Here is a 21,943-nt window from a genome sequence, read left to right as displayed (position 1 = left end):
TTATTATTAATGAGGTGAATCTGGTTTATTTTCTTGCGTTATACAGCTGTGCTTTGAATAAAAACCTATACAGCAAACTTAAAATTAGTTCCCACGAGTCTGGGATCGGTTTGGGTAGCCTGCCTGGTGAGTGTTATGATGCTTATGGAGATATAACCAAGATTGGAAACCACTTCACCATAGCACAGGTAGATTCCTTTAGATCTTATAGGATATTTTTCAGCTACTGAAGGGAAAAGAACCACATCAAAAATCACTCCTTCAGGATCATAGAAAGTCCCGAAATACATGTATTTGCCATTAGAAGTTCCGGTTTTTTTTGAATTTACCAGGTTACCATAAATTTCCACATTTTTGCCAATATAATCTTTCAAATGCGAAGCTGTGACCACATCATCCTTTAAAGGGTCCTTCAGTAATTCAAAATGGCTGCATAGTGGAAACCCCAGGAGTTCCATCTGGTCGTAAGCTTCGATCATTTTAGAAGCTTCAAATTCTGGCAATTCAAAATCTTTATGCTTTGGTTTGAAGAGTAGCGGCTGATTCGTTTTTGGTTTATTCTTATCCAGTTTGAAATAAGCTTTCCATAAAAGTTCGTGTTTGTCTATGCCCGTAAACCTGAAGGCGTTGATCTTCAGTAATAAGCTAAGTTGCTCAATAGAAATATGGATACGGTCTATAAAATCATCCAGCGAACTAAATTCTCCAAAGAATTGCCTGTTTTCCAGTATTTGCTGAATAGTTTTTACTTCCAGTTCCTTAATGTATCCAAAGCCCAGGTAAATGTTTTTTCCGTAGATGACATTGGGGTGGTCACTTTTATTAATGCAGGGAGCGTGGATCGTGCCACCCCAACGTCTTATCTCCTGAATATAGGTTTGCAGATCATAGAAACCACCTCCATTGTTGATCGCCGAGACCATAAACTCCAGTGGGAAATATTTCTTCAGGTACAAACTCTGGTAGCTTTCCACGGCGTAGGAAGCCGAATGTCCCTTTGGAAATGCATAGCCGGCAAAGGAGGAGATCTGCTCCCAGACTTCATCGATTAATTTTGGTTCGTAGCCTTTGGTATTACAGTTCTCGCGGAAGGTATTCTCGATCTTTTGCATTTGTCCCCGGGAAGTTTTTTTTCCGCTCATCCCTCTTCGCAGTACATCTGCATCGTCCAGGCTTAAACCGGCAAAATGATAAGCGACTTTCATCACATCTTCCTGGTAAACCATCACACCATAAGTATCGGGCATGATCTCGTACATGACCGGGTGAGCTTCCTTTCTTTTTTCAGGAAAGCGATGTCTTAAAATGAATTCATCTTTCATTCCCGCGCTGGAAATTCCCGGTCTAATTACAGAACTTGCTGCAACCAGGTTCAGGTAATCCCGGGTTTGCAGTTTTGTTAGTAAACCTCGCATGGCTGGAGATTCCACATAAAATACTCCCATGCAATCGCCGGTGGTGAGCAACTCGTTAATAGCAGGATCTTCCTTAAACTTTTTAATATTCTCGATATCCTCCAGGTGAGCATCCGGCCGATTCTGTTTTACGATCTCGATGGTATCGGTGATTTTCGAGAGTCCGCGTTGGGCAAGAATATCAAATTTATGAATGCCCACTTCTTCAGCAATGTTCATATCTATCTGCATCGTCCGGAAGCCTTTGGGAGGTAAAAACGTAGCAGCATAGTTGTGAACCGAATCGTTCAGGATCAAAATTCCGCCGGAATGAACACTCAAATAATTAGGAAATCCTTCTATGAGTTTGCTGTACCGGATCACCAGTTTCTCCAGGTGATCCAGATTCTGATAGGAATAGAAGCCAGAAGCGAGCTTATCGATATTTTCCTTGGGCAAACCAAATACCTTTCCCAGTTCCCGGGCTACCGCACGCTCTTTAAAAGTCACATAGGTCCCCATAAGCGCCGTATTCTCATAAGTCCTGAAAATATAATCTGTAATGTCATTACGGTCCTTCCAGGAAAAATCAAGGTCAAAATCTGGTGGAGATTTTCGGTTGGGATTTATAAATCGCTCAAAATAAAGATCAAGTTCTATAGGATCCACATTGGTGATGCCAAGAATATAGGCAACGATAGAATTCGCACCACTACCGCGTCCTACAAAAGGATAATTTTGTGAACGCGCATAATCCACAATTCCCAGGTTGATAAGGAAATAAGAAACGAACTCAAGCCTGATGATAGATTCCAGCTCTTTTTCAACCCGCGTATAAACTTCACGATCTGCTTCGGGATATTTTTCAGGAAGTTTCTCGTAAGTGAGCCTCCGTATCATATCTGCATCCTCTTCGATCGTATTCCGGTAGACCTTTAAATTTCGATTCTGTCCCTTTCCAAAGTCATAATGCACCCGGCAGGCGTCCAGCATTTGCTGTGTATTTTCCAGAATATGAGGAAAGTCTTCAAAAGCAGTTTCCATTTCCTTTTTGGGATACATTTTATGAGAAAACTTGCCCTGCTGGCTTTCCGGAAGCTTGCTTAGCAGTAAATTATTGTCGATCGCCCGGAGTAAGCGGTGGGCATTAAAGTCTTTTTTATTCCGAAAGCTCACTGTTTGTAGAATGACCAGTTTGTCCTTCAGATTTCTATATTCTGAAAACCTTAATTTCCCGATCTCCTCTTTGGAAACCCCTATATATTCATTACTTCTGAAGTTTTTACGTTTCTGTTTCGCCACATTTCCGAAGGGATAAATGATAAAACAATCAGGTAGTGGTGGAGCTACCGTTTCAAAATCTTTCTTTTCATGCAGGTGATTTGAAAGATGATCGTTTAGCTGAAGAAATCCAGTATTGTTTTTTGCTAGGCCAATATATTGTTGCTCGGCAGCATTCCTAAAGTCAATTCCCAGCACCGGCTTGATTTTAGTTCCATTGGTAAGCCTTAGAAATTCCAGGCAGGCTGAAGTATTATTGATGTCTGTGATAGCGAACTGCCAGATATCGTTGGAATAGGCGAGTTCGCACAACTCCCTGATGGGAAAAGTTCCATATCGTAGCGAATAGTATGTGTGGCAGTTTAGATACATCAATTCAGCTTTTTATACTTCAGAATAGTCATCGCTATTGTTTTCTATGAGCAAGAACGATAGGTGGTTCCCCGTTAAAAGGATTCTTCATTCTGCCAATGGTTTTAGCATCCATCGCCGCAGCACGCATCACCGCATGTTCCCCAAAACGATTTTTGATCTTATCCAGGGAATTGTAGAGATTCAGCATATCTTCAGAATCATCAAAAAGATTGATCTGGTAGTGACCACCCACGAGTCCGCTAAACTTTACCCCAATCAACCTGATAAGCAGGCGCCTGCTGTATAGTTGTTTAAAAAGCTCTTCCACCTTGGGAATTAGGATATGATCTGCACTGGTATACGGTATTCGTACCTGTTTGCTGTAGGTTTGAAAATCTGAATACCTGATCTTCACACTCACTGTGGAAACGAGCTTATTTCCCCGGCGAAGCTGGTAGGCGAGACTTTCTGCCATGGCAACCAGCGTACCGTGTAAACGAATCATATCGATGGTATCGCGGTTAAAGGTTCTCTCAGTTGAAATGGACTTGCGCTCGTGAAACGGAATAATAGGAGGGTTATCGATCCCGTGAGCACGTTTCCATATAGTACGGCCATTCTTTCCCAGAACGCTCTCCAAAACCTCTACAGGCATCTTCTGAATCGTCTCGATCCTGCGAACGCCGAGATTTAATAATTTCTGAAAGGTTTTATTTCCAATCATCGGGATCTTGTTCACTGCAAGCGGAGCAAGAAATGATTTTTCTGAACCTGCTTCGATCACTTTCTGAGCATACGGTTTGCCTTCGCCGGTAGCAATTTTTGAAACGACTTTATTGGTCGAAAGTCCGAAGGAAATTGGTAAATAAGTTTCCTTTTTGATGGTTTCCTGAAGTTCTTTCGCAAACTGGGTAATCCCGAAAAACCGATCCATTCCCGTAAGATCTGCATAGAATTCATCTACGCTGGCCTTTTCAAATGAAGGGACTTTACTGCGAATAACTTCGGTGACCTCGTGGGAGAATTTGGTGTAGGTGGAAGCATTCCCTTTGATCACGATAGACTGTGGGCAGAGTTGCCTGGCGACTTTCATGGACATTCCGGAATGCACCCCAAACTTACGAGTTTCATAGCTGCAGGCTGCCACTACACCACGATCTCCCAGTCCACCTACAATAAGGGGTTTATCGATCAATTTAGAATCCAGGCGCCTCTCTGCGGAAACAAAGAAGGTGTCAAGATCGAGATGTATTATTGATTTCTCTAATTTCATAATAGGAATAAATCCATTAAATAGGAATAATTCCAAAATTATAAATTTATTCTGGTTTTTGATGTTGAGGGAGCGTTAAAAGAAATGAGAACTTTGGAAAAATTGTTGAATTAATCCTGTAATTTGAAATCCATGTACTTAGCAAACTCAAAATAGTGCATCTCCTAATACACCAAAGGTAAAAGCGTATATTCAAAGTGAAAAAAATGTTCTATTATTTGTGAGAGAACAAGCTAAGGATGAATATGGATTTACGATGGGTTGTGTGTTTTTGGGGGAGGCAATATTTCAAAGTCATTCAGGTGAGAAACCTATGAATATTGAATGGAAATTAGAGGAGCCTATGCCACCGTTTATTTTAAAAGAGCGTCAGAAATTAGCTGTTGGTAAACTTGACTTATGATTGAAGAATCTATTGTAAAATATTTAAATTACTTCAAGAAGTTGAACCGTGGTTATTCCAAGAATCTTGGTCGTGCTCCGCATAAACCAATTTTACTGCTTTCAGTTCTTCAGTTGATTCAAGATGGAAGTATTAACTCCAATAAGATATTTATCACTCCAGAATTAATCTTGACCTTCAAAAGAAATTGGAAGCAGCTTGTTGATACTGGTCACACCGCTAATTTCTCACTTCCTTTTTTTCATTTGAAATCTGAACCCTTTTGGTACTTAATTCCCAAAGCTGGTGGTAAACTATTAGTTACAAAATCAAAAAGTATTAAAAGCTTCAAGTATCTAAAAGAGAATTTGGCATATGCTGAGATTGACAAGGAGTTGTATGTTCTATTACACAATCCTATCTCAAAAACATTGTTTGAACAATTTATTTTGGATCAATATTTTGCTTCAACAAAGAATCAATATTCAGTACAACAAAAAACCAGTGACGAAACTAGTATCGAAAATTCCATTCTGAATGGATCATCCGAGATTTATAAGAATCAGATTTCCAGCTTAAGAGAACGCCTAAAAGATGACGAATTCGAGGAGGAAATTTTCGTTCGGGGCGGGCTGTTCAAAAGAACAATTCCAAAAATATACGAATATACCTGTTGCATTTCTGGACTTAAGATTGAGACCAGTAATAATGTTCAAATGGTTGATGCCTGCCATATTTATCCATTCAGCCTTTCTAGTGATGACACAGTTCCTAATGGTATCGCATTGTCTCCAACGATGCATAGAGCTTTTGATCGAGGGCTGATCACAATTAATTCAGATTATATAGTTCGAGTTTCACCAACCGTAGACGATCAAAACTCAGAGTTTTCAATCACCCAATTCGATGGTAATCAAATTATGCTTCCTAGAGAAGAACGTTGGTTTCCATCTCTACAATCTTTAAGGTGGCATAACAAAGAAGTCTTTCAACTATAACAACCGATATTTCGTAAAAATTTGATCGAGATTATAATCAATCTATTTTTTTCGTAACTTAATAATTCATTAATACCCAGGATTATGAAAAGTTCTTCAGGAAAACGCGGACTCATAAAAAAATATGCTACAGATTTTATCTTTTCTGAAAAAACCAGGTTTGTTCTGGATGGCACCGGTTTTAGCAATTCTTCCGAAGAACCTGGATCAAAGATTATAAAATTCAGATTTGATAATTCAGATTCAGATAAAGCGACCAAACCCGTCTTTCGTTGTATCTATAAAATGATGAGAAAATTTAATCTATCCTTAAATTAAGCGCTTATAAAAATTAACTCTTAGACATAAAATAAAAAATACTATCTTCGTTTGTATGGAGGAACCCGAAAATCCTGAGAGTAGGGGAAACACTTAATCTAACCAAATGAAGTTTAAAACTTTACTAATCATTGCCATCGCTGCAATGACATTATCCAGTTGCTCTTTTAGGCTGGTTGACTTTACCGTAATTAGTTCTAAAAATGTAAACCTTGACATCGACAGAGCTCAGGGTGTAAAAACCGAGGGTAAGAAATCTTATTTCCTTGGAATTGGGTGGAACATTAAAGATGCTATGGATGAAGCATTGGAAGAAGCAGGCCCGGAGTACGACATGCTAATTGATGGTGTGGTGAGATACACCAGCTATCCTTTCGTTTCTGGAGTGACCGTAGAAGGTACTGCTGTAAGCACTAAAGCAATGAAAGCCCGTATGGGAGAAGCGGGTTTCCAGGAGTGGTTAAAAGGCCAGAACGTATTTTCTGAAGAAACTGCGGTAGTGATTCCTGAATAACCACTCAAAATCAATAAAAGCAAAAAGCCCGGTCAATTTGACCGGGCTTTTCTTTTGAAACTAAAAAACTAAATTAGTCTTCAAAATATACTGCAGATACTCCAGAAAGCATATTGTTTACAGCTGGAGTTGCATTTCCACTCGCGTTTGACACATCGTCAAAAGCCAGTACTCTACCGCCACCATTGGCAAGTTCAGCAACATAGATCATATCAGAATCTGCATCATAAGCAACATTTACCGGGTTACCTAATAAAGTAGCTGCTCCGGAAATTCTCATTTGATCTGAAAGCGCTAAAGTTCCAGCATCCATGGTATTATTAAATTTACTGTCAAAATCGGTAATTACATGAAGTCCACCATCAGCGTCAGATCCTGCATCTCCAATATCTGAAAGCACCATTGTTCCACCATCATAGTCAAGACCATGAGTTCTCACAATTCCTTCTACCATAACAGTTTTTGTAGCGCTTACCATTCCATCTGTATTATTAGACAGGAAGTTATCAAAACTAGCCAGCATGTTTGTGGTATCTACAATTGCATACAAGGTGTTTCCAACAAACTCGATACCCCAAACCTTAAAATCTACGGTTACCGTGTTTCTTAAAGTAAATCCATTGTCTTCTTTGCTATAGATATAAAATCTTCCATCTGCTGTGGTGTCATCACCATCTACATCAGCATTATCTGCAACTACAATTAGGTCACCGTTCACGGCAACATCTCTTGGGCTCATTAGATCATTAGCACTCATAAAATCTGCAGATACTGTAGACATTGATCCATCCCACATATCTACATTTCCGTAAAACTGAATTTGTTTAGGATCTCTGGAGGCTACGATTAAAGAGTTGTCATCTTCATCATAAAAAATTCCTTCCGCATCTGTGGAAGAAGTATTTACTGTATATGAAGTACCATCGTCAAGATTATACTGAACTACAGATCCAGAATGAGTGGTAGCATATAACATGGCAGAATCCATCTCTACGATATCATCTGTCACATCATCGTCATCATCTGAACATGAAGTGAATCCTAACATAGCGGTCATCGCCATAAACAGTAAAGGTTTTTTCAAAATTTTCATAGATAATTTTTTTAATTGATTATTGATTACGTTAATACTTACGAAACATAGCAACTCCGGTTTTCAGAAGAGAATTTTTTAACTCAAGCTTAAAGATTTTAACGAGCCAATGTTAAGGTGAGATTAAATTAAGCCTAGAATTAACAAATAAAAAAGCCTCTGTGAGGGCAGAGGCTTTTTTTACCGATCGGAAAATATTCCTAGTATCTGTAGTATTCCGGCTTGTATGGTCCTTCAACCGTTACCCCAATATATTCTGCCTGATCCTGTTTAAGTTCAGTAAGTTCAACACCAATTCTTTCCAGGTGAAGCTTGGCAACTTTCTCATCAAGATGTTTTGGTAACATATACACTTCATTCTCATATTTGTCTGTATTATTCCAAAGTTCCATCTGGGCGAGGGTCTGGTTTGTAAATGAGTTACTCATTACAAAGCTAGGATGTCCTGTAGCACATCCTAAATTTACTAAACGACCTTCAGCAAGAAGAATAATATCTTTACCATTAATAGTATATCTGTCTACCTGAGGTTTGATCTCTACTTTAGTGCTTCCATGGTTGTCATTTAACCAGGCAACAGCGATCTCATTATCAAAGTGACCAATATTGGCTACGATCGTTTTATCCTTCATTGCTTCAAAATGCTCTCCACGTACGATGTCCTTGTTTCCGGTAGTCGTAATGACGATGTCTGCCTTTGGAAGCACAGTTTCAAGCTTCTTCACTTCAAAACCATCCATGGCAGCCTGTAATGCACAAATTGGATCAATTTCAGTAACAGTTACAATAGAACCAGCACCTTTAAAAGATTGAGCAGTTCCTTTCCCAACATCACCATATCCACAAACAACTACTCTCTTACCGGCCAGCATCACATCTGTAGCACGACGAATCGCATCTACTGCACTCTCGCGACAACCGTATTTGTTATCAAATTTAGATTTGGTTACAGAGTCATTTACGTTGATCGCCGGCATTGGCAATGTTCCGTTCTTCATTCTTTCATAAAGTCTATGAACTCCTGTAGTTGTTTCTTCTGAAAGTCCTTTAATACCTTCAGCAAGTTCAGGGTATTCATCAAGCACCATATTGGTAAGATCTCCACCATCGTCCAGGATCATATTTAGCGGCTTACGCTCTTCCCCGAAGAAAAGTGTTTGCTCGATACACCAGTTAAATTCTTCCTCGGTCATTCCTTTCCATGCATACACAGGAATCCCGGCAGCAGCTATAGCAGCAGCAGCATGATCCTGAGTAGAAAAGATATTACAGGAACTCCAGGTTACATCTGCTCCAAGTTCTACCAGAGTTTCGATAAGCACTGCAGTCTGGATCGTCATATGTAAACAACCCGCAATTCTGGCACCTTTTAAAGGCTTGGATTCCCCAAACTCTTTACGCAATGCCATAAGTCCCGGCATTTCTGCTTCAGCAAGTTCAATTTCAAGACGGCCATATTCGGCTAGCTCAATATCTTTGACTTTATAGGCGGTATACGGTACTGTTTTAGTTGACATATTATTATATTTGAATATTAGCAATTTTAATGTCGCAAAAATAGGGAAAAGCTTAGAAAATATATGCCTCTTTATAAAACAATAACAGTTGATGAACGTACTAAAGTCTTCATTTGGAAGGTGGAAGAGTCATTTGACTGGCTGGTAAATGGGATCGATCTTACAGCTCATTGTCAAAAGAGAGTGGACGGTATGAAATCTGAAATTCACCGTCGTGGCTTTATGAGTATAAGGCATTTATTGGCTGAAGCCGGGTATACAGATCACGATCTTTATTATGATGATCATGGTAAACCACATTTAAAGGACGATAAGTATATTTCAATTACGCATTCCTTCAATTTCACCGCGATCATCATTAGTAATCGTGATGTAGGGATCGATATAGAGAAGCAGCGCGAGAAGATCCTGAAAATTGCGAACAAATTTACTCCGCTTAGCGAATATCATACCCTGGCGAATGAGGAAGCTTTGATCAGAAAGCTTACCATTGTGTGGGGTGCCAAGGAATCTGTCTACAAATTGATTGCCAGGCCTGGAGTTGGTTTTTTACAGCATATCAATGTGACCGACTTTGATTTTGAAGATTCGAAAACAACCGCTCGTGTGGGATATCAAGAACTGGATGCGTGGTATGATATCGATTTCCTTGAATTTGAGAATTTCACCTGTGTGTATGCTGTGCCTTCAATTTCTGAATCTGTAGCTGAATGATTCAGGTACAATCTTACCTGGAGGAGATCAGGCAGGCAGCTTTTGAAGAGCGTAAATTACTGTCTATTCTGGTAGATCCAGATAAATTCGATGTTGCCAGAGCTTCAGAATTCTTTCAAAAAATACCAAAAGAGACCACGCATATTTTTGTGGGTGGAAGTACCGTGAAAGAGGGTGAAACCTGTGCTGTGGTAAAAGCTATTAAGAACTGTTGTAGTTTACCAGTGGTTCTGTTTCCAGGCGATCATTCGCAAATTTCTACGGAAGCAGATGCTTTACTTTTTTTAAGTCTTATTTCAGGTAGAAATCCTGAATTTTTGATAGGGCAACAGGTGCGCTCTGTAGAGAAAATTAAAAATTCAGATCTTGAAGTGATCCCAACGGGTTACATCCTTATCGATGGTGGCAGGGAAACATCAGTTCAAAAAGTAAGTAATACCATTCCTATAGATCAGAAGGAGGTAAAACAGGTTGTAAATACAGCGCTGGCAGGACAATATTCTGGAAAACAATTGATCTATCTTGAAGCGGGAAGCGGCGCAAATTTTCCGGTTTCCTCGCAAATTATCAGGGCGGTAGCCAGCAGTCTTGAAATCCCCATCATTGTGGGTGGAGGCATTCGCAACCGGCAGCAAATGAACAATGCTTATCAATCTGGTGCGACCATGGTGGTCATGGGAACTGCTTTTGAAAACTGATATCTTTTGGGAATATGCTTTGGAATGTCTGTGCTCAATTATCTATTCTGAATATTGCACTTCGACAGGCTCAGTGTGGCATTTCGACAGGTTCAATAGTACAGTATGAAAAGATTGTTGGTTGAAGAGCAGCACTTCGACAAGCTCAGTGCAGCACTTCGACAGGCGCAATGAGAAAGATTCAGATATTAATAGTATAACAAGTAACGAACATAAATTTATGGCAATGCATAAAATGACTTTACCAAGATCTGTTCTTTATACTATTTTGGGAACGATAGGTTTGATTCTGACGTTTCAAGAGATTCAATTTGATGATACAGCAGATATTATCAAACTATTCATTTGTGGTACATTGTTCATTTTAGGAATTTCACATTTGGTAAAATACCTGATAAGGCAATAGTCCAACTCTTTAATATTTATGAATTTCAGAAAAAAAATTGGTGACTTCAGTTAAAGCTTTTGATAATGGCTAACTTTGAAATCCAAACCGTCATTATGAACATTTCAGTAGAACTTACACTCACCCCAATTCAGGATGATTACGAACCGGCGATCATCAACTTCATAAAAAAAATGCGTGATTCGGGACTCACCATCAAAGAAAATCCGCTAAGCACTCAGGTATACGGTCATTATGATGAGGTGATGGGATTACTCCATAAAGAGATTAAAAATGCCTTTGAAGCGATCGACCGCGGACTCATGTACGTAAAAATTGTAAAATCTGATCGCTCCGACTATGCAGCCCATTTTTGATTACCTGTTTAGTCAATACTCAGAATATCCTACACTTTACATCGTTCTGGAGATCATTGCTGTGATCTTTGGTTTTCTTTCTGTCTGGTATTCCAAGCAAAACAACATTCTTGTGTACCCAACCGGTATCGTAAGTACGATGATCTTCGTGTACCTGCTATGGCAATGGGAATTGCTAGGCGATATGATGATCAATGCCTATTACTTTTCCATGAGTATTTATGGCTGGTACGTATGGACCAGGAAAGTAGACGATGATCACTTTACACCAATTACTTCTACCACCAGAAAAGAAAAGCTTCTATCTTTTATCATATTTATTGCAACACTGCTCTTGGTTTTTGGTATCTATGAATGGTTCGATAAATGGAATAACTGGACGGCTTATGTAGATACGGTCACAACGGCAATATTCTTTGTGGGAATGTGGCTTATGGCGCGAAAGAAGATCGAAAACTGGATCTACTGGATCATTGGAGATATCATTTCTGTACCGCTGTATTTTTATAAAGGCTTAACTTTAACCAGCTTACAATATCTATTATTTACCATTATTGCCATTTACGGTTATCTAGCATGGAAGAAAAACTTACGCAACGACCTTCGTCCTGCCTGAAAATAGTCCTTTTTGGACCCGAATCCACAGGAAAAACCACGCTTTCTGAAGATCTTTCCAATTACTATGCTGAACCGCTGGTGCCAGAATTCATGAGGCAATACCTTCAAAAAGTATGGGACAAGGAACACAGGATTTGCGAACCACGTGATATTTTACCCATTGCCCGGGGACAGATGCGTTTGGAAAATGAGAAATCCATGCAGGCAGACAGGATTTTAATATGTGATACCGATCTACTGGAAATAAAGGTTTATTCTGAAGCATATTACGACAACTTCGTAGATCCGCAACTTCTTAAACATGCGTTAAACAACGAATACGCTCTCTACTTTTTAACGTATATTGATGTTCCGTGGACACCAGATGATCTAAGGGATAAACCTCACGACCGTGAGGGAATGTTTGAGAGATTTCAGGAAACGCTCGATAAGTATCAAAAACCATATATGATTCTGAAAGGTGATCGGCAAACCCGATTAAATTCCGCAGTAAAAAAGATTGACCAACTATTAAAAACTCATAACCAGTGAATTTTAACGAAAAAGATATCCTTCAGATTGAGAAAAAAGGAATAAGCAAAGATGAAGTAGAAGACCAGATCGCCATTTTTAAGCGAGGCAATCTTAAAGTAAATATCACTGAAGCCGCTACGGTAGGAAATGGAATAAGCAGGATCGAAACTTCAGAAAAACATGAGCTCATAGATTTTTACAATTCTGAAAAATCGAAACATAACATACTAAAATTCGTACCGGCCTCTGGTGCAGCCTCCAGAATGTTCAAGGCTTTGCATAAATTTTCCGAAGAATTCGATCCGGAAAATGATGACCTAAGAACATATCTTGACAAAACGGGCGATGCAGATCTTCAAAGATTTTTCAACCATATAGATAAATTGCCATTCTACGATCATGCGGTGAACAAAGCCAGAAAGATTCACCCGGATTATGAGGATCTGTCTCATAATCACCAGCACTCGATTCTGGTACATACTATTTTAGATCAGGATGGTCTTTATTTAAGCAATCTGCCTAAAGGCCTTGTTCCATTCCATAAATATGATAGCCATATTTCAACTGCCTTTGAAGAGCATTTGTTCGAGGCTGCGCAATACATTACAGTAAATGGAGTCGCCAGGCTACATTTCACCGTAGCTGAAGGTGATCGGGAGAAATTTGAAGCTGAGTGGAAGGATGTGAAGGATCGGGTTGAAAAGTCCACAGGTGTAAAATTTGAAATTAGTTATTCCTACCAGGACCCAAAAACAGATACCATTGCGGTCACCAATGAATTCGAACCTTTTAGAACTAAGGAAGATTCTTTGTTTTTCAGGCCGGGAGGTCACGGTGCGCTTATTGAAAATATGAATCAGTTGGATGCAGATGTCGTTTTTGTAAAAAATATCGATAATGTGGTTACTGAAGACAATGTTCAGAATGTGGCCGATCATAAAAAATTGCTGGGAGGAAAACTGCTGAAGGTTCAGAATAAAGTATATGAATATCTTACTATCCTCGACGAGGGTAACGTTTCTCATGACAAGCTGGATGAGATCCAGTCTTTTCTGAATGATGAACTATTTATAAAGTCTGGGAGCGATGGCGATATGTTTGTGGAAAATCTAAAACATAAACTTCGCCGGCCATTACGTGTGTGCGGGATGGTTAAAAATGAAGGAGAACCTGGCGGTGGCCCTTTCCTGGTGAAAGACAGTGATGGGAATAATTCTCTGCAAATAATCGAAGGGGCACAGATCGATAACAACAATCCTGAACAGGCTAAAACAGCGCGTGAATCCACCCATTTTAATCCAGTGGATATTGTGTGCGGACTCAAAGACCACAAAGGAGAAGCTTATGATCTCAATGAATATGTAGACCAAGAAATGAGTTTTATTGCAGATAAAACAAAGGATGGAAAGGAATTAAAAGCTTTGGAGAGACCTGGATTGTGGAATGGCGGGATGGCACGGTGGAATACGATCTTTGTAGAAGTTCCTGTGGAAACCTTCAATCCTGTAAAAACGGTTGCCGATCTTTTAAAAGATTCTCACCAACCGGCTTAATGGATCAACATCAAATTGAAACAGAGCTTGAGTTTAAAGCCGTGAGGAGTTCTGGTCCCGGAGGACAACATGCTAACAAAACAGCCACGAAGGTGGAACTTAGCTGGCATGTGGAAGATTCAAAAGGGCTTTCAGAAACCGAGAAAAGCAGAATACAAAGGAAGCTCGCCAACAGGATCAACCGGGAAGGCTTTTTGAAAATGTCGAGTGAGGATTCCAGGAGTCAGCATTCCAACCGCGAGATCGTCATCCAAAATTTTCTGGATTTACTGAAGTCTGCTTTAAAGAAACAGAAACCTCGCAAAAAGACGAAACCTTCTCGTGCTTCCAAGCTTAAAAGGTTGCACTCAAAGAAAAAAAGATCAGAGATCAAGGCAAATAGAAGAGATCCGTTGAAGTAATCTGGGTATTAATTCCTCAGTTTTTATGTAGATTCCACGTTTATTTCGCGCTTGGCATCTTGATGTTAGAGACTCAAATTATTATATACTCCTGTATTACTGGAGTTTAAGGGATATGAACAGAGTTTTAGAGTTTGGTACAATTATTACTATTAAGAAGATAGGTTAGTATTGGGAACAAAATGAGTTACACTTAATTTATTTTGTTTTATAATTTAGATTTTCGGATTGAAAGGGCTCCCTCGGGAGCCCTTTCTGTTTTTTGATAATTCCCGAACTGGTTGATTCCAGTTTTCCACACCTCATTCATAAACATCACAGAATATCTACATAATTAAATGTGAAAGCTCGATCACGAAGTACTCTATTGAATTGAAAACCAGAAACTTGTATTTAATACACTGAGTTTGGTATGATTTTGACTCTAAGCTTTCCATAACCACAAAACAATCATTATGAAAAAGTTTATTCTAAGTACCGCGACTATTGCAGCTCTATTCTTTACGACAGGAAATTTACATGCACAGGATGAAGAGATAGAGGTGGAAACAGAAGTGGAAATGGAACAGGAAGCAAATGAGTTTGAGTCTATCGATGTCATTTCTTTACCACAAAATATCAAAGATGCGGTCATGACAGATTATAATGACGCAGTAGCCAGCGAAGCATGGGTGATGACCAAAGAGGATGAAACGAAAGTCTATAAGCTTAAACTGGACGTTAAAGGAGAGCATGAAGAAGTATTTATAGATGCCGATGGGAACTGGCTAAAAGAGGAAGATATTGATTAGTAAGTACTGTCTGTTATATGAGATCCCAACTCAAGACAAATTGGATCACCTATGAAGATTGAAAACTTAAGGTTTACAGAATTGGCAGCAGTCGGCTCCATCCGGATGGAACTACCGTAACAACTAACACCAGATCCATTTCTGTAAATTTAAAAGTTCATGATGAAGATCTGATCAAATGGAAACCAGTTACTTGCAAAGTTGAAATTTTGCAGGCTACCAAAAGAGGCTTTTTTAAAGCCTCTTTTTTTATGCTTTCTTTTAAAACCATATGAGTTAAAGATTCTTACCTTTGCAGCTCACTAAAGTTATTCTATGTCTAAAGTTCTGGTCGTTGAAGACGATGTTGCCTTCGGTACTATGCTTACAACCTTTCTTGAAAAAAGAGAGTATAAGGTTGAGCTGGTATTTTCTGCTTCAGAAGCATTCAATAAAATTGAAAAAAGCAATTTTGAACTTGTACTTACCGACGTTCGCCTGCCAGATCATGATGGTCTTGAAATTCTGAAAAGAGTTAAGGCAAAGGATGCCGCGACCCAGGTTATAGTGATGACCAGTTATGCTGAAATAAGTATGGCGGTAAATGCCATGAAAGAAGGAGCCTTCGATTATGTTTCAAAGCCATTTCGACCAGAATCCATCTTACAGACTATAGAAAATGCATTAAGAACCAAGGTCGTAGCACCAAAAGAAGTTGCTTCGAAACCAGCGAAGAAAGCCAGCAAAGCCAATTCAACAACACAAAGACTTGATCTTGTAGAGGGGGTTAGTGAACCTTCCCGAAGACTTGCCGATTATGTAGAGCTTGTGTCTCCCACAAATATGTCTGTGTTGATCACTGGTGAAAGTGGTACTGGAAAGGAGCAGGTCGCGAAAAGCATTCACCTGGAAAGTAAAAGACATGCGGCACCCTTTATAGCCGTAGATTGTGGAGCTATTCCTAAAGAAATAGCTTCCAGTGAATTCTTTGGGCATATTAAAGGTTCCTTTACCGGGGCGATTAATGACAAAACAGGCCATTTCGAAGCCGCTAACGGTGGAACATTGTTTCTGGATGAAATCGGGAATCTAAGTTATGAACTTCAGGTTCAGTTATTACGTGCACTTCAGGAAAGACGTGTAAAACCTGTAGGGAGCAATACCGAAATAGAAGTAGATATTCGAGTGGTCACAGCAACCAATGAAGATCTGTCGAACGCGGTAAAAGAAGGAGATTTTCGAGAAGATCTCTATCACAGACTTAATGAGTTTTCTATAAAAATTCCTGCACTTCGCGAGCGTAAGGAAGATTTGATGCTCTTTGCCAATCATTTTCTCGAAGAAGCGAACAATGACCTGGAGAAAAATGTGCTTGGCTTTACAGATAAGGCTATTGATGCTTTCAAGAATTATAACTGGCCTGGTAATCTTCGTGAACTTCGGAACATGGTGAAAAGAGCAGTATTGCTAACCCAGGAAGATCTAATTCCGCTAAAAGTTTTACCTCATGAGATCGCGACTTCCAGTCGTTCTACGGAAAATGATTACGGATTGTTCAAGAATAAAAACGAAGAACAACTAATTCTTGATGCTCTTGAGAAAACCGATGGCAATAAAAGCAAGGCTGCCAGAATGCTATCGATAGATAGAAAAACACTTTACAATAAGCTGAAGCAGTACGGGATTAAACTTTAATTTCTTCTTCAATTTCCTGTATCAGTTTTTCGAGCTTTTCCATAAGGTTGGTAAAGCTTGTCTCATCTATGTTTTTTCTCTCTTCAAGTATGAGAAGGTCCTGAGTAACGCTCTGTGCCTGCATCTGTTTAAGCATAGGCAGCATTCTATGAGCAGTTTTACCTAAACTGTCCTTATCCGTGCTCTCCCAGGCCCGTTGTAACTGGTTCATACTTTCCCTGGTTCCTTCGATAAACGCCCTGATAATTTCCTTAAAGGCATCATCATCTTTGCTTGCAAATTCGTAAATCTCAGAAAGGTCATAGAAACCGGTTTGTGGTGCTTTAGATCCAAGCGGTTCGCTGCCGGATATTTGTTCCTGATGTTCCAGATCAAGCACTTCCGCGATTGTATGTTTCAGCGTGGCAGATTTGTAGGGTTTCAGGAGCTTATCGTCAAATCCAGCGTCCATATAGACCTGTTTCTCAAGATCTGTACGCCCCGATAATGCGATGACGGGAAGATGCATGATTTCATCGGTACTGCGAATCCTTTTGATAAGTTCAAAACCATCCAGAACCGGCATCTGTATATCTGTTAGAATAAGATCATACTCTTTCTCATTGATTTTTTCCAGCGCGATCTTGCCATTTGCAGCCGTGTCAATTTCAAATCCCATAGATTTTGATAGCTCCACAGTAAGCGATAACTGTCCGGGTTCGTCATCTACAACAAGCGCTTTTAATCCTGAAGCAGCATAATTTTTTTCTGCAATTATATGAGCAGATTCTTCTAGGACTTCATTGGAAGCCTGGTATTTTTCTACAGGAATGTTAATGATGAATTCACTTCCTTCTCCGGGTTCACTTTCTACTCTTATATCACCTTCTAATAAATGCGCCAGTCTCTTCGTGATGGCAAGTCCAAGACCGGTGCCACCAAATTTCTTTTCAATGCTATTATCTTCCTGGGAGAATTCCTCGAAAATACTATCCTGTTTTTCTTTAGAGATCCCGATACCCGAATCCCTGACTCTTAGTTCAAGAATTTCCTGATTCTTCTTTGGTTTTATGAGACTTGCAGCGATGACAATGCTTCCTTCTTCAGTGAATTTCCAGGCATTAGAGATCAGGTTTGCCAGGATCTGTTTTATCCGGAAGGGATCGCTTACCAGCTGTACCTGCGCTTCCGGAGCAACATTTATTTCAATGGAGACATTCTTGGTTCTTTCCGCAGGAATGATATTATTTACGGTATCCTCGATGAGCTTCTCGGGCTGAAATGCGAGTTTCTCTATTAGCATTTTTCCCGCTTCGAGTTTGGAGAGATCCAGTAGATCATTCACCAGTCTCAGGATAAATTCTGAAGATTTTTTAATCTGCTTTAAGTAATAAGCCTGCTTTTCATCAAGATCGGTTTTTTGAATAAGATCTGTATATCCCATTACGGTGGTTAGTGGACTACGAAGATCATGAGTGATCGCGGCCATAAATTGTTCCCTGCTGGCCAGTAATGATTCTGCAAAATTCTTGGCTTCTTCCAGCTGCACCCTGTATCGCTGACTCCTGGTAATATCACCAATAATATTGATGATAAAATAGAGAATGATGAGTATGATGATACAGCTCCCAATTAGAATGATCGTGGAAGTTTTGTCCAGCATGTTCTGGAATGTCTCAGCCCTTTCCAGAGAATTTTCTCGTTCGCTTTTTTCTAAATTGGAGAGTAATCCCTGCAATTGCTGATTCAGGATCATATCATTATTAAGCAGTTCATTTTCTTTTTGCACCACTTCGTTCTGAAACTGCCTGTTGGCAAATTCCAGGTCGGTAAGTACTCTTTTAACAGATTTGACCAGCGAATCCAGGCGCTGAGTAGTAATATTCTCAGCATTGTCTTCTCTTGAATATTCCAGCCATTTTACCAGTACATCCTTCTGGTATGATTTTAAGTTCCTGAATCTGTTCTCGTAATTATAATCCTGAAAAGACTGGTCAATATTCCGAAGTTCTCCAAGTGCTTTACGGTAATAATTGGTATTCCTGTCGGTATCTCGTAAAGCAACCAGTTCCTTCAGGTTTTCGGTCTTTTGTTCCAGAAGTTGGTAGATACTATCGGCTTCGTCTTCAAAATCAAGCTCCGTATAACTTTTCTCCAGTTCATCGATCTTGGATTTGATGCTATCGATCTGGGAATTATAAAGCTGCAGTTCTTCCTCGTTTCCGGTTTGTATCAAACGCCGGCTTGTATTTTCAGATTCGTTAAGGTTGGTGGAGATCTCAGATACCAGGATGAGCTGCTGCGTATTTTCAGTATTTGTCTGGGCAATTTCAGAATAGGTAAGTACCTGGTTATAAATATACCAGACAGCAAGCCCGGCGAGAATGGAAACAATTACATATCCTGCAACAACCTTTACTGTTAAAGAGCGTTTTGTATTTAGCATAAACTTCCCGTGTCCTTTAAAACTTTATTCCCAATTTTCTCCAAATGTATTGCATTTCTAAAAAAGCATATTACATTTGCGCCATAATCTCATAAGGGGTGCCTTCACGGGCTGAGATCATACCCAATGAACCTGGGCAGGTAATGCTGCCAAGGGATACGCACGAAACTGCGGTGTATGTACTCCTGTTTTTGCCAGTATTGGTGATCTCAGGATTTTTTATTTTATAACTAAATCAAGAAAGAATAATTGCCCCTTTTATTCGTAGAAAATTTTGCGAATGAAACATTTATTATCTTTTGTGGCGCTGCTGGCAATTTCTCTTCAAGCCTATGCACAGGATTACAAACTCAGCGGTACCGTTACTGAAAATGGAGCACCAATTGATGGAGCTTCAGTTTACCTGCAAAGTACAGGATCTGGAACCATTACCAATGAAAATGGTTATTACGAGCTTCAACTTTCAGAAGGAAAATATACGCTAATATTTTCCTTCGGAAATCAGAAGAGCAGGACGGTAAATCTCACCGAGGACATGACTTTAGATGTTGATCTTGCCGGTGCACAGGAATCTCTGGACGAAGTTTTTCTTTCTTCAGTAAGGGTGACCGATGAATCTCCAATTACCTATAGCAATTTAAGCAATGAAGAAATTGCCGACAGGAATCTGGGACAGGATATTCCGGTACTTATGAGCTATATGCCCAATGTTGTTACCACCACAGATGCCGGGAACGGTGTTGGTTACACGGGAATTCGGGTGCGTGGTAGTGATGCCACCAGGGTGAATGTGACCATCAACGGGGTGCCTTATAATGATTCCGAAAGTCAGGGAACTTTCTGGGTAAACCTTGGGGACTTTGCATCTTCCGTAGAAAATTTACAGCTACAGCGTGGTGTGGGTACCTCCACGAATGGAGCCGGTGCTTTTGGCGCGAGTCTTAACATTCTTACAGATGCATATAATGAAGAAGCCCAGGCTGAGATTGCGAACAGTATCGGGTCCTATAACACCTTTAAGCACACCGTTAAATTTAGCACTGGTCTTATTAATGATCATTTCAGTTTTACGGGACGTGCATCAAAAATTAGAAGTGATGGTTATATAGACCGCGCAAGTAGTGATCTTAAATCGTATTTTTTACAGGGATCATTTGTAGATGATAATACACTTATTAAAGCACTTACTTTTGGTGGTAGCGAAAGAACATATCAAGCCTGGTATGGGATTGATGCTGAAACACTTGAAACCGATCGAACTTTTAATCCTGCCGGGATCTATACAGACGAGGATGGAAACACGAAGTTCTATGATGGGCAGACAGATAATTACAAGCAAGATCACTACCAGTTGTTGTGGAACCAGGATTTTGGTTCTAACTGGTCTACAAACCTTGCCCTTCATTATACCTACGGTCGTGGATATTACGAGGAATATGAAGAAGATGCAGACCTCCAGGAATTTGGACTGCCTCTTTTCATGTCTAATGGAGAAGAAATTACCTCTTCAGATCTTGTAGGAACCAAGTGGCTGGATAATCATTTCTACGGAACTGTTTTTAGCGTGAACTATGAAACCACTAACTGGGATCTTACCCTTGGTGGAGGATGGAACAAGTACGATGGCGATCATTATGGCGAGGTGATCTATACCAGGTTCGCCCGAAACAACAATCCTTATGAACCATACTATTTCAACCAGGCAGATAAAACCGACTTTAATATCTACGGAAAAGCAAACTTTGCGATTTCTGAAAAACTTGGAGGATATCTGGATCTACAATTAAGAACTGTGAGTTATGAAACCGATGGACTTCTGGATGACCAGACCCGATTTTTAAATGATGACAACTTCAGTTTCTTTAATCCAAAGGCTGGATTAACCTATCAATTGAACGAAGGTGACCAGTTCTATCTTTCTTACGCCCGGGCCCATCGAGAGCCAAGCCGTGGTGACTACGAAAATGGAGATCCGGAGCCAGAAGAATTGAATGATTTTGAACTTGGGTGGAGACATCAAAGCAGTAATTTTATCCTGAATACGAACCTGTATTTTATGGATTACCAGAATCAGCTGGTACTAACCGGTGGCCTTGATGATGTGGGTGCATTTATACGCCAGAATAGTGGTAATTCCTACAGACTTGGTCTAGAGGTAGATGCAACAGTTAGAGTAACAGATAAATTCAATATTCGACCAAATATCGCCTTAAGCCGAAATAAGAATGTGGACTTCGTCTCTCCGTTTGATGGAGAACTGGTATCCTATGGAGATACAGATATTTCGTATTCTCCAGAGATCGTAGCTGCGAACATGCTGGAATATTCACCGGTTGACGGGCTCGAACTTAAATTTCTCTCTAAGTATGTTGGCGATCAGTTTATGAGTAATGTCGAAGCTGAAAATTCTAAACTGGACAGCTATTTCGTAAACGATTTTAATGTACAGTACACCTGGAACAAGGCCTGGATGTTCCGTGAGGTCGTGCTAACCGGACTGGTAAATAATGTCTTTGGAGAAGAATATGTTTCCAATGGATACTATTTTACCTACGATATTGGTAGTGATACAAATCCTTCTGGAGTGCAGACGCTTGATGGAGCCGGGTATTATCCACAGGCTACAACAAATTTCTTATTGGGTCTTACATTGAAGTTCTAACCAGCTTC

The 21,943-nt window shown here is 39.8% G+C and carries 19 protein-coding genes; 14 read left to right on the top strand and 5 right to left on the bottom strand.

What is annotated here, in order from left to right:
* Window positions 1-65 precede the first annotated feature (65 nt).
* Window positions 66-3,047, bottom strand: a complete 2,982-nt coding sequence (locus tag G529_RS0106045; RefSeq protein WP_035695686.1) for a DNA polymerase III subunit alpha — start codon at window positions 3,045-3,047, stop codon at window positions 66-68.
* Window positions 3,048-3,081: 34 nt separating this feature from the next.
* Window positions 3,082-4,302, bottom strand: a complete 1,221-nt coding sequence (dinB, locus tag G529_RS0106040; protein WP_026914687.1) for a DNA polymerase IV — start codon at window positions 4,300-4,302, stop codon at window positions 3,082-3,084.
* 220 nt (window positions 4,303-4,522) lie between these two features.
* Here dinB and G529_RS16350 point away from each other — a divergent pair, with 220 nt between their 5' ends.
* The 4 genes from G529_RS16350 to G529_RS0106020 all read left to right on the top strand — a co-directional run bounded on the left by G529_RS16350 (window position 4,523) and on the right by G529_RS0106020 (window position 6,514).
* Window positions 4,523-4,705, top strand: a complete 183-nt coding sequence (locus G529_RS16350) for a hypothetical protein (protein WP_340139878.1) — start codon at window positions 4,523-4,525, stop codon at window positions 4,703-4,705.
* Window positions 4,702-5,682: an HNH endonuclease gene (locus G529_RS0106030; protein WP_245566896.1), complete on the top strand. Its 981-nt coding sequence runs from the start codon at window positions 4,702-4,704 to the stop codon at window positions 5,680-5,682. Before G529_RS16350 ends, G529_RS0106030 begins: the two co-directional genes overlap by 4 nt.
* 84 nt (window positions 5,683-5,766) lie before the next feature.
* Window positions 5,767-6,000 (top strand): hypothetical protein, encoded by a 234-nt coding sequence (locus G529_RS0106025; protein ID WP_026914685.1) that lies wholly within the window; start codon window positions 5,767-5,769, stop codon window positions 5,998-6,000.
* A gap of 106 nt (window positions 6,001-6,106) precedes the next feature.
* A complete protein-coding gene (locus tag G529_RS0106020) occupies window positions 6,107-6,514 on the top strand; it encodes a hypothetical protein (protein ID WP_026914684.1) in 408 nt (135 codons plus the stop codon).
* Window positions 6,515-6,587: 73 nt separating this feature from the next.
* Here G529_RS0106020 and G529_RS0106015 read toward each other — a convergent pair whose 3' ends face one another.
* Entirely contained in the window at window positions 6,588-7,607 is a 1,020-nt protein-coding gene (locus G529_RS0106015) for a hypothetical protein (RefSeq protein ID WP_026914683.1), read from the bottom strand.
* A 200-nt stretch (window positions 7,608-7,807) separates the two neighbouring features.
* Window positions 7,808-9,124 carry an adenosylhomocysteinase gene (ahcY, locus tag G529_RS0106010; RefSeq protein WP_026914682.1) on the bottom strand — a complete coding sequence of 439 codons (1,317 nt, stop codon included), beginning with the start codon at window positions 9,122-9,124 and terminating at the stop codon, window positions 7,808-7,810.
* Window positions 9,125-9,187: 63 nt separating this feature from the next.
* Between ahcY and G529_RS0106005 the strand changes: the two genes are divergently transcribed.
* From G529_RS0106005 to G529_RS0105955, 9 genes are all read left to right on the top strand, one after another.
* Window positions 9,188-9,838, top strand: coding sequence for a 4'-phosphopantetheinyl transferase family protein (locus G529_RS0106005; RefSeq protein ID WP_026914681.1), 651 nt, complete (start codon window positions 9,188-9,190; stop codon window positions 9,836-9,838).
* A complete protein-coding gene (locus G529_RS0106000) occupies window positions 9,835-10,536 on the top strand; it encodes a phosphoglycerol geranylgeranyltransferase (protein ID WP_026914680.1) in 702 nt (233 codons plus the stop codon). Before G529_RS0106005 ends, G529_RS0106000 begins: the two co-directional genes overlap by 4 nt.
* A gap of 501 nt (window positions 10,537-11,037) precedes the next feature.
* Entirely contained in the window at window positions 11,038-11,298 is a 261-nt protein-coding gene (locus G529_RS0105990; protein WP_026914678.1) for a thiamine-binding protein, read from the top strand.
* Window positions 11,282-11,914, top strand: coding sequence for a nicotinamide riboside transporter PnuC (pnuC, locus tag G529_RS0105985; protein WP_026914677.1), 633 nt, complete (start codon window positions 11,282-11,284; stop codon window positions 11,912-11,914). The genes G529_RS0105990 and pnuC overlap by 17 nt, the downstream gene beginning before the upstream one ends.
* On the top strand, window positions 11,875-12,447 hold the full coding sequence (locus tag G529_RS0105980; RefSeq protein ID WP_026914676.1) for an AAA family ATPase: 573 nt from the start codon (window positions 11,875-11,877) through the stop codon (window positions 12,445-12,447). Before pnuC ends, G529_RS0105980 begins: the two co-directional genes overlap by 40 nt.
* Window positions 12,444-13,982 carry a DUF4301 family protein gene (locus G529_RS0105975; protein WP_026914675.1) on the top strand — a complete coding sequence of 513 codons (1,539 nt, stop codon included), beginning with the start codon at window positions 12,444-12,446 and terminating at the stop codon, window positions 13,980-13,982. The genes G529_RS0105980 and G529_RS0105975 overlap by 4 nt, the downstream gene beginning before the upstream one ends.
* A complete protein-coding gene (arfB, locus tag G529_RS0105970; RefSeq protein WP_026914674.1) occupies window positions 13,982-14,383 on the top strand; it encodes an alternative ribosome rescue aminoacyl-tRNA hydrolase ArfB in 402 nt (133 codons plus the stop codon). Before G529_RS0105975 ends, arfB begins: the two co-directional genes overlap by 1 nt.
* Window positions 14,384-14,838: 455 nt before the next feature.
* Window positions 14,839-15,174, top strand: coding sequence for a hypothetical protein (locus G529_RS0105960; protein ID WP_026914673.1), 336 nt, complete (start codon window positions 14,839-14,841; stop codon window positions 15,172-15,174).
* Window positions 15,175-15,489: 315 nt separating this feature from the next.
* Window positions 15,490-16,848 carry a sigma-54-dependent transcriptional regulator gene (locus tag G529_RS0105955; protein WP_026914672.1) on the top strand — a complete coding sequence of 453 codons (1,359 nt, stop codon included), beginning with the start codon at window positions 15,490-15,492 and terminating at the stop codon, window positions 16,846-16,848.
* Here G529_RS0105955 and G529_RS0105950 read toward each other — a convergent pair.
* Window positions 16,838-19,273, bottom strand: a complete 2,436-nt coding sequence (locus tag G529_RS0105950) for a hybrid sensor histidine kinase/response regulator (protein ID WP_026914671.1) — start codon at window positions 19,271-19,273, stop codon at window positions 16,838-16,840. The genes G529_RS0105955 and G529_RS0105950 overlap by 11 nt on opposite strands.
* 280 nt (window positions 19,274-19,553) lie before the next feature.
* Between G529_RS0105950 and G529_RS0105945 the strand changes: the two genes are divergently transcribed.
* Window positions 19,554-21,935 (top strand): TonB-dependent receptor, encoded by a 2,382-nt coding sequence (locus G529_RS0105945; RefSeq protein ID WP_026914670.1) that lies wholly within the window; start codon window positions 19,554-19,556, stop codon window positions 21,933-21,935.
* The last annotated feature ends 8 nt before the right edge of the window (window positions 21,936-21,943 follow it).

Source organism: Christiangramia portivictoriae DSM 23547 (assembly GCF_000423045.1).
Lineage (GTDB): Bacteria > Bacteroidota > Bacteroidia > Flavobacteriales > Flavobacteriaceae > Christiangramia > Christiangramia portivictoriae.
This window is presented reverse-complemented; position numbering and strand designations above follow the sequence as displayed.

What these genes read in the sequence shown, in the direction of transcription:
- G529_RS0106045 (WP_035695686.1), bottom strand. Translation starts at nt 3,047, where the DNA reads ATGTATCTAAACTGCCACACATACTATTCGCTACGATATGGAACTTTT.
- dinB (WP_026914687.1), bottom strand. Translation starts at nt 4,302, where the DNA reads ATGAAATTAGAGAAATCAATAATACATCTCGATCTTGACACCTTCTTT.
- G529_RS0106030 (WP_245566896.1), top strand. Translation starts at nt 4,702, where the DNA reads ATGATTGAAGAATCTATTGTAAAATATTTAAATTACTTCAAGAAGTTG.
- G529_RS0106025 (WP_026914685.1), top strand. Translation starts at nt 5,767, where the DNA reads ATGAAAAGTTCTTCAGGAAAACGCGGACTCATAAAAAAATATGCTACA.
- G529_RS0106020 (WP_026914684.1), top strand. Translation starts at nt 6,107, where the DNA reads ATGAAGTTTAAAACTTTACTAATCATTGCCATCGCTGCAATGACATTA.
- G529_RS0106015 (WP_026914683.1), bottom strand. Translation starts at nt 7,607, where the DNA reads ATGAAAATTTTGAAAAAACCTTTACTGTTTATGGCGATGACCGCTATG.
- ahcY (WP_026914682.1), bottom strand. Translation starts at nt 9,124, where the DNA reads ATGTCAACTAAAACAGTACCGTATACCGCCTATAAAGTCAAAGATATT.
- G529_RS0106005 (WP_026914681.1), top strand. Translation starts at nt 9,188, where the DNA reads ATGCCTCTTTATAAAACAATAACAGTTGATGAACGTACTAAAGTCTTC.
- G529_RS0106000 (WP_026914680.1), top strand. Translation starts at nt 9,835, where the DNA reads ATGATTCAGGTACAATCTTACCTGGAGGAGATCAGGCAGGCAGCTTTT.
- G529_RS0105990 (WP_026914678.1), top strand. Translation starts at nt 11,038, where the DNA reads ATGAACATTTCAGTAGAACTTACACTCACCCCAATTCAGGATGATTAC.
- pnuC (WP_026914677.1), top strand. Translation starts at nt 11,282, where the DNA reads ATGCAGCCCATTTTTGATTACCTGTTTAGTCAATACTCAGAATATCCT.
- G529_RS0105980 (WP_026914676.1), top strand. Translation starts at nt 11,875, where the DNA reads ATGGAAGAAAAACTTACGCAACGACCTTCGTCCTGCCTGAAAATAGTC.
- arfB (WP_026914674.1), top strand. Translation starts at nt 13,982, where the DNA reads ATGGATCAACATCAAATTGAAACAGAGCTTGAGTTTAAAGCCGTGAGG.
- G529_RS0105960 (WP_026914673.1), top strand. Translation starts at nt 14,839, where the DNA reads ATGAAAAAGTTTATTCTAAGTACCGCGACTATTGCAGCTCTATTCTTT.
- G529_RS0105955 (WP_026914672.1), top strand. Translation starts at nt 15,490, where the DNA reads ATGTCTAAAGTTCTGGTCGTTGAAGACGATGTTGCCTTCGGTACTATG.
- G529_RS0105950 (WP_026914671.1), bottom strand. Translation starts at nt 19,273, where the DNA reads ATGCTAAATACAAAACGCTCTTTAACAGTAAAGGTTGTTGCAGGATAT.
- G529_RS0105945 (WP_026914670.1), top strand. Translation starts at nt 19,554, where the DNA reads ATGAAACATTTATTATCTTTTGTGGCGCTGCTGGCAATTTCTCTTCAA.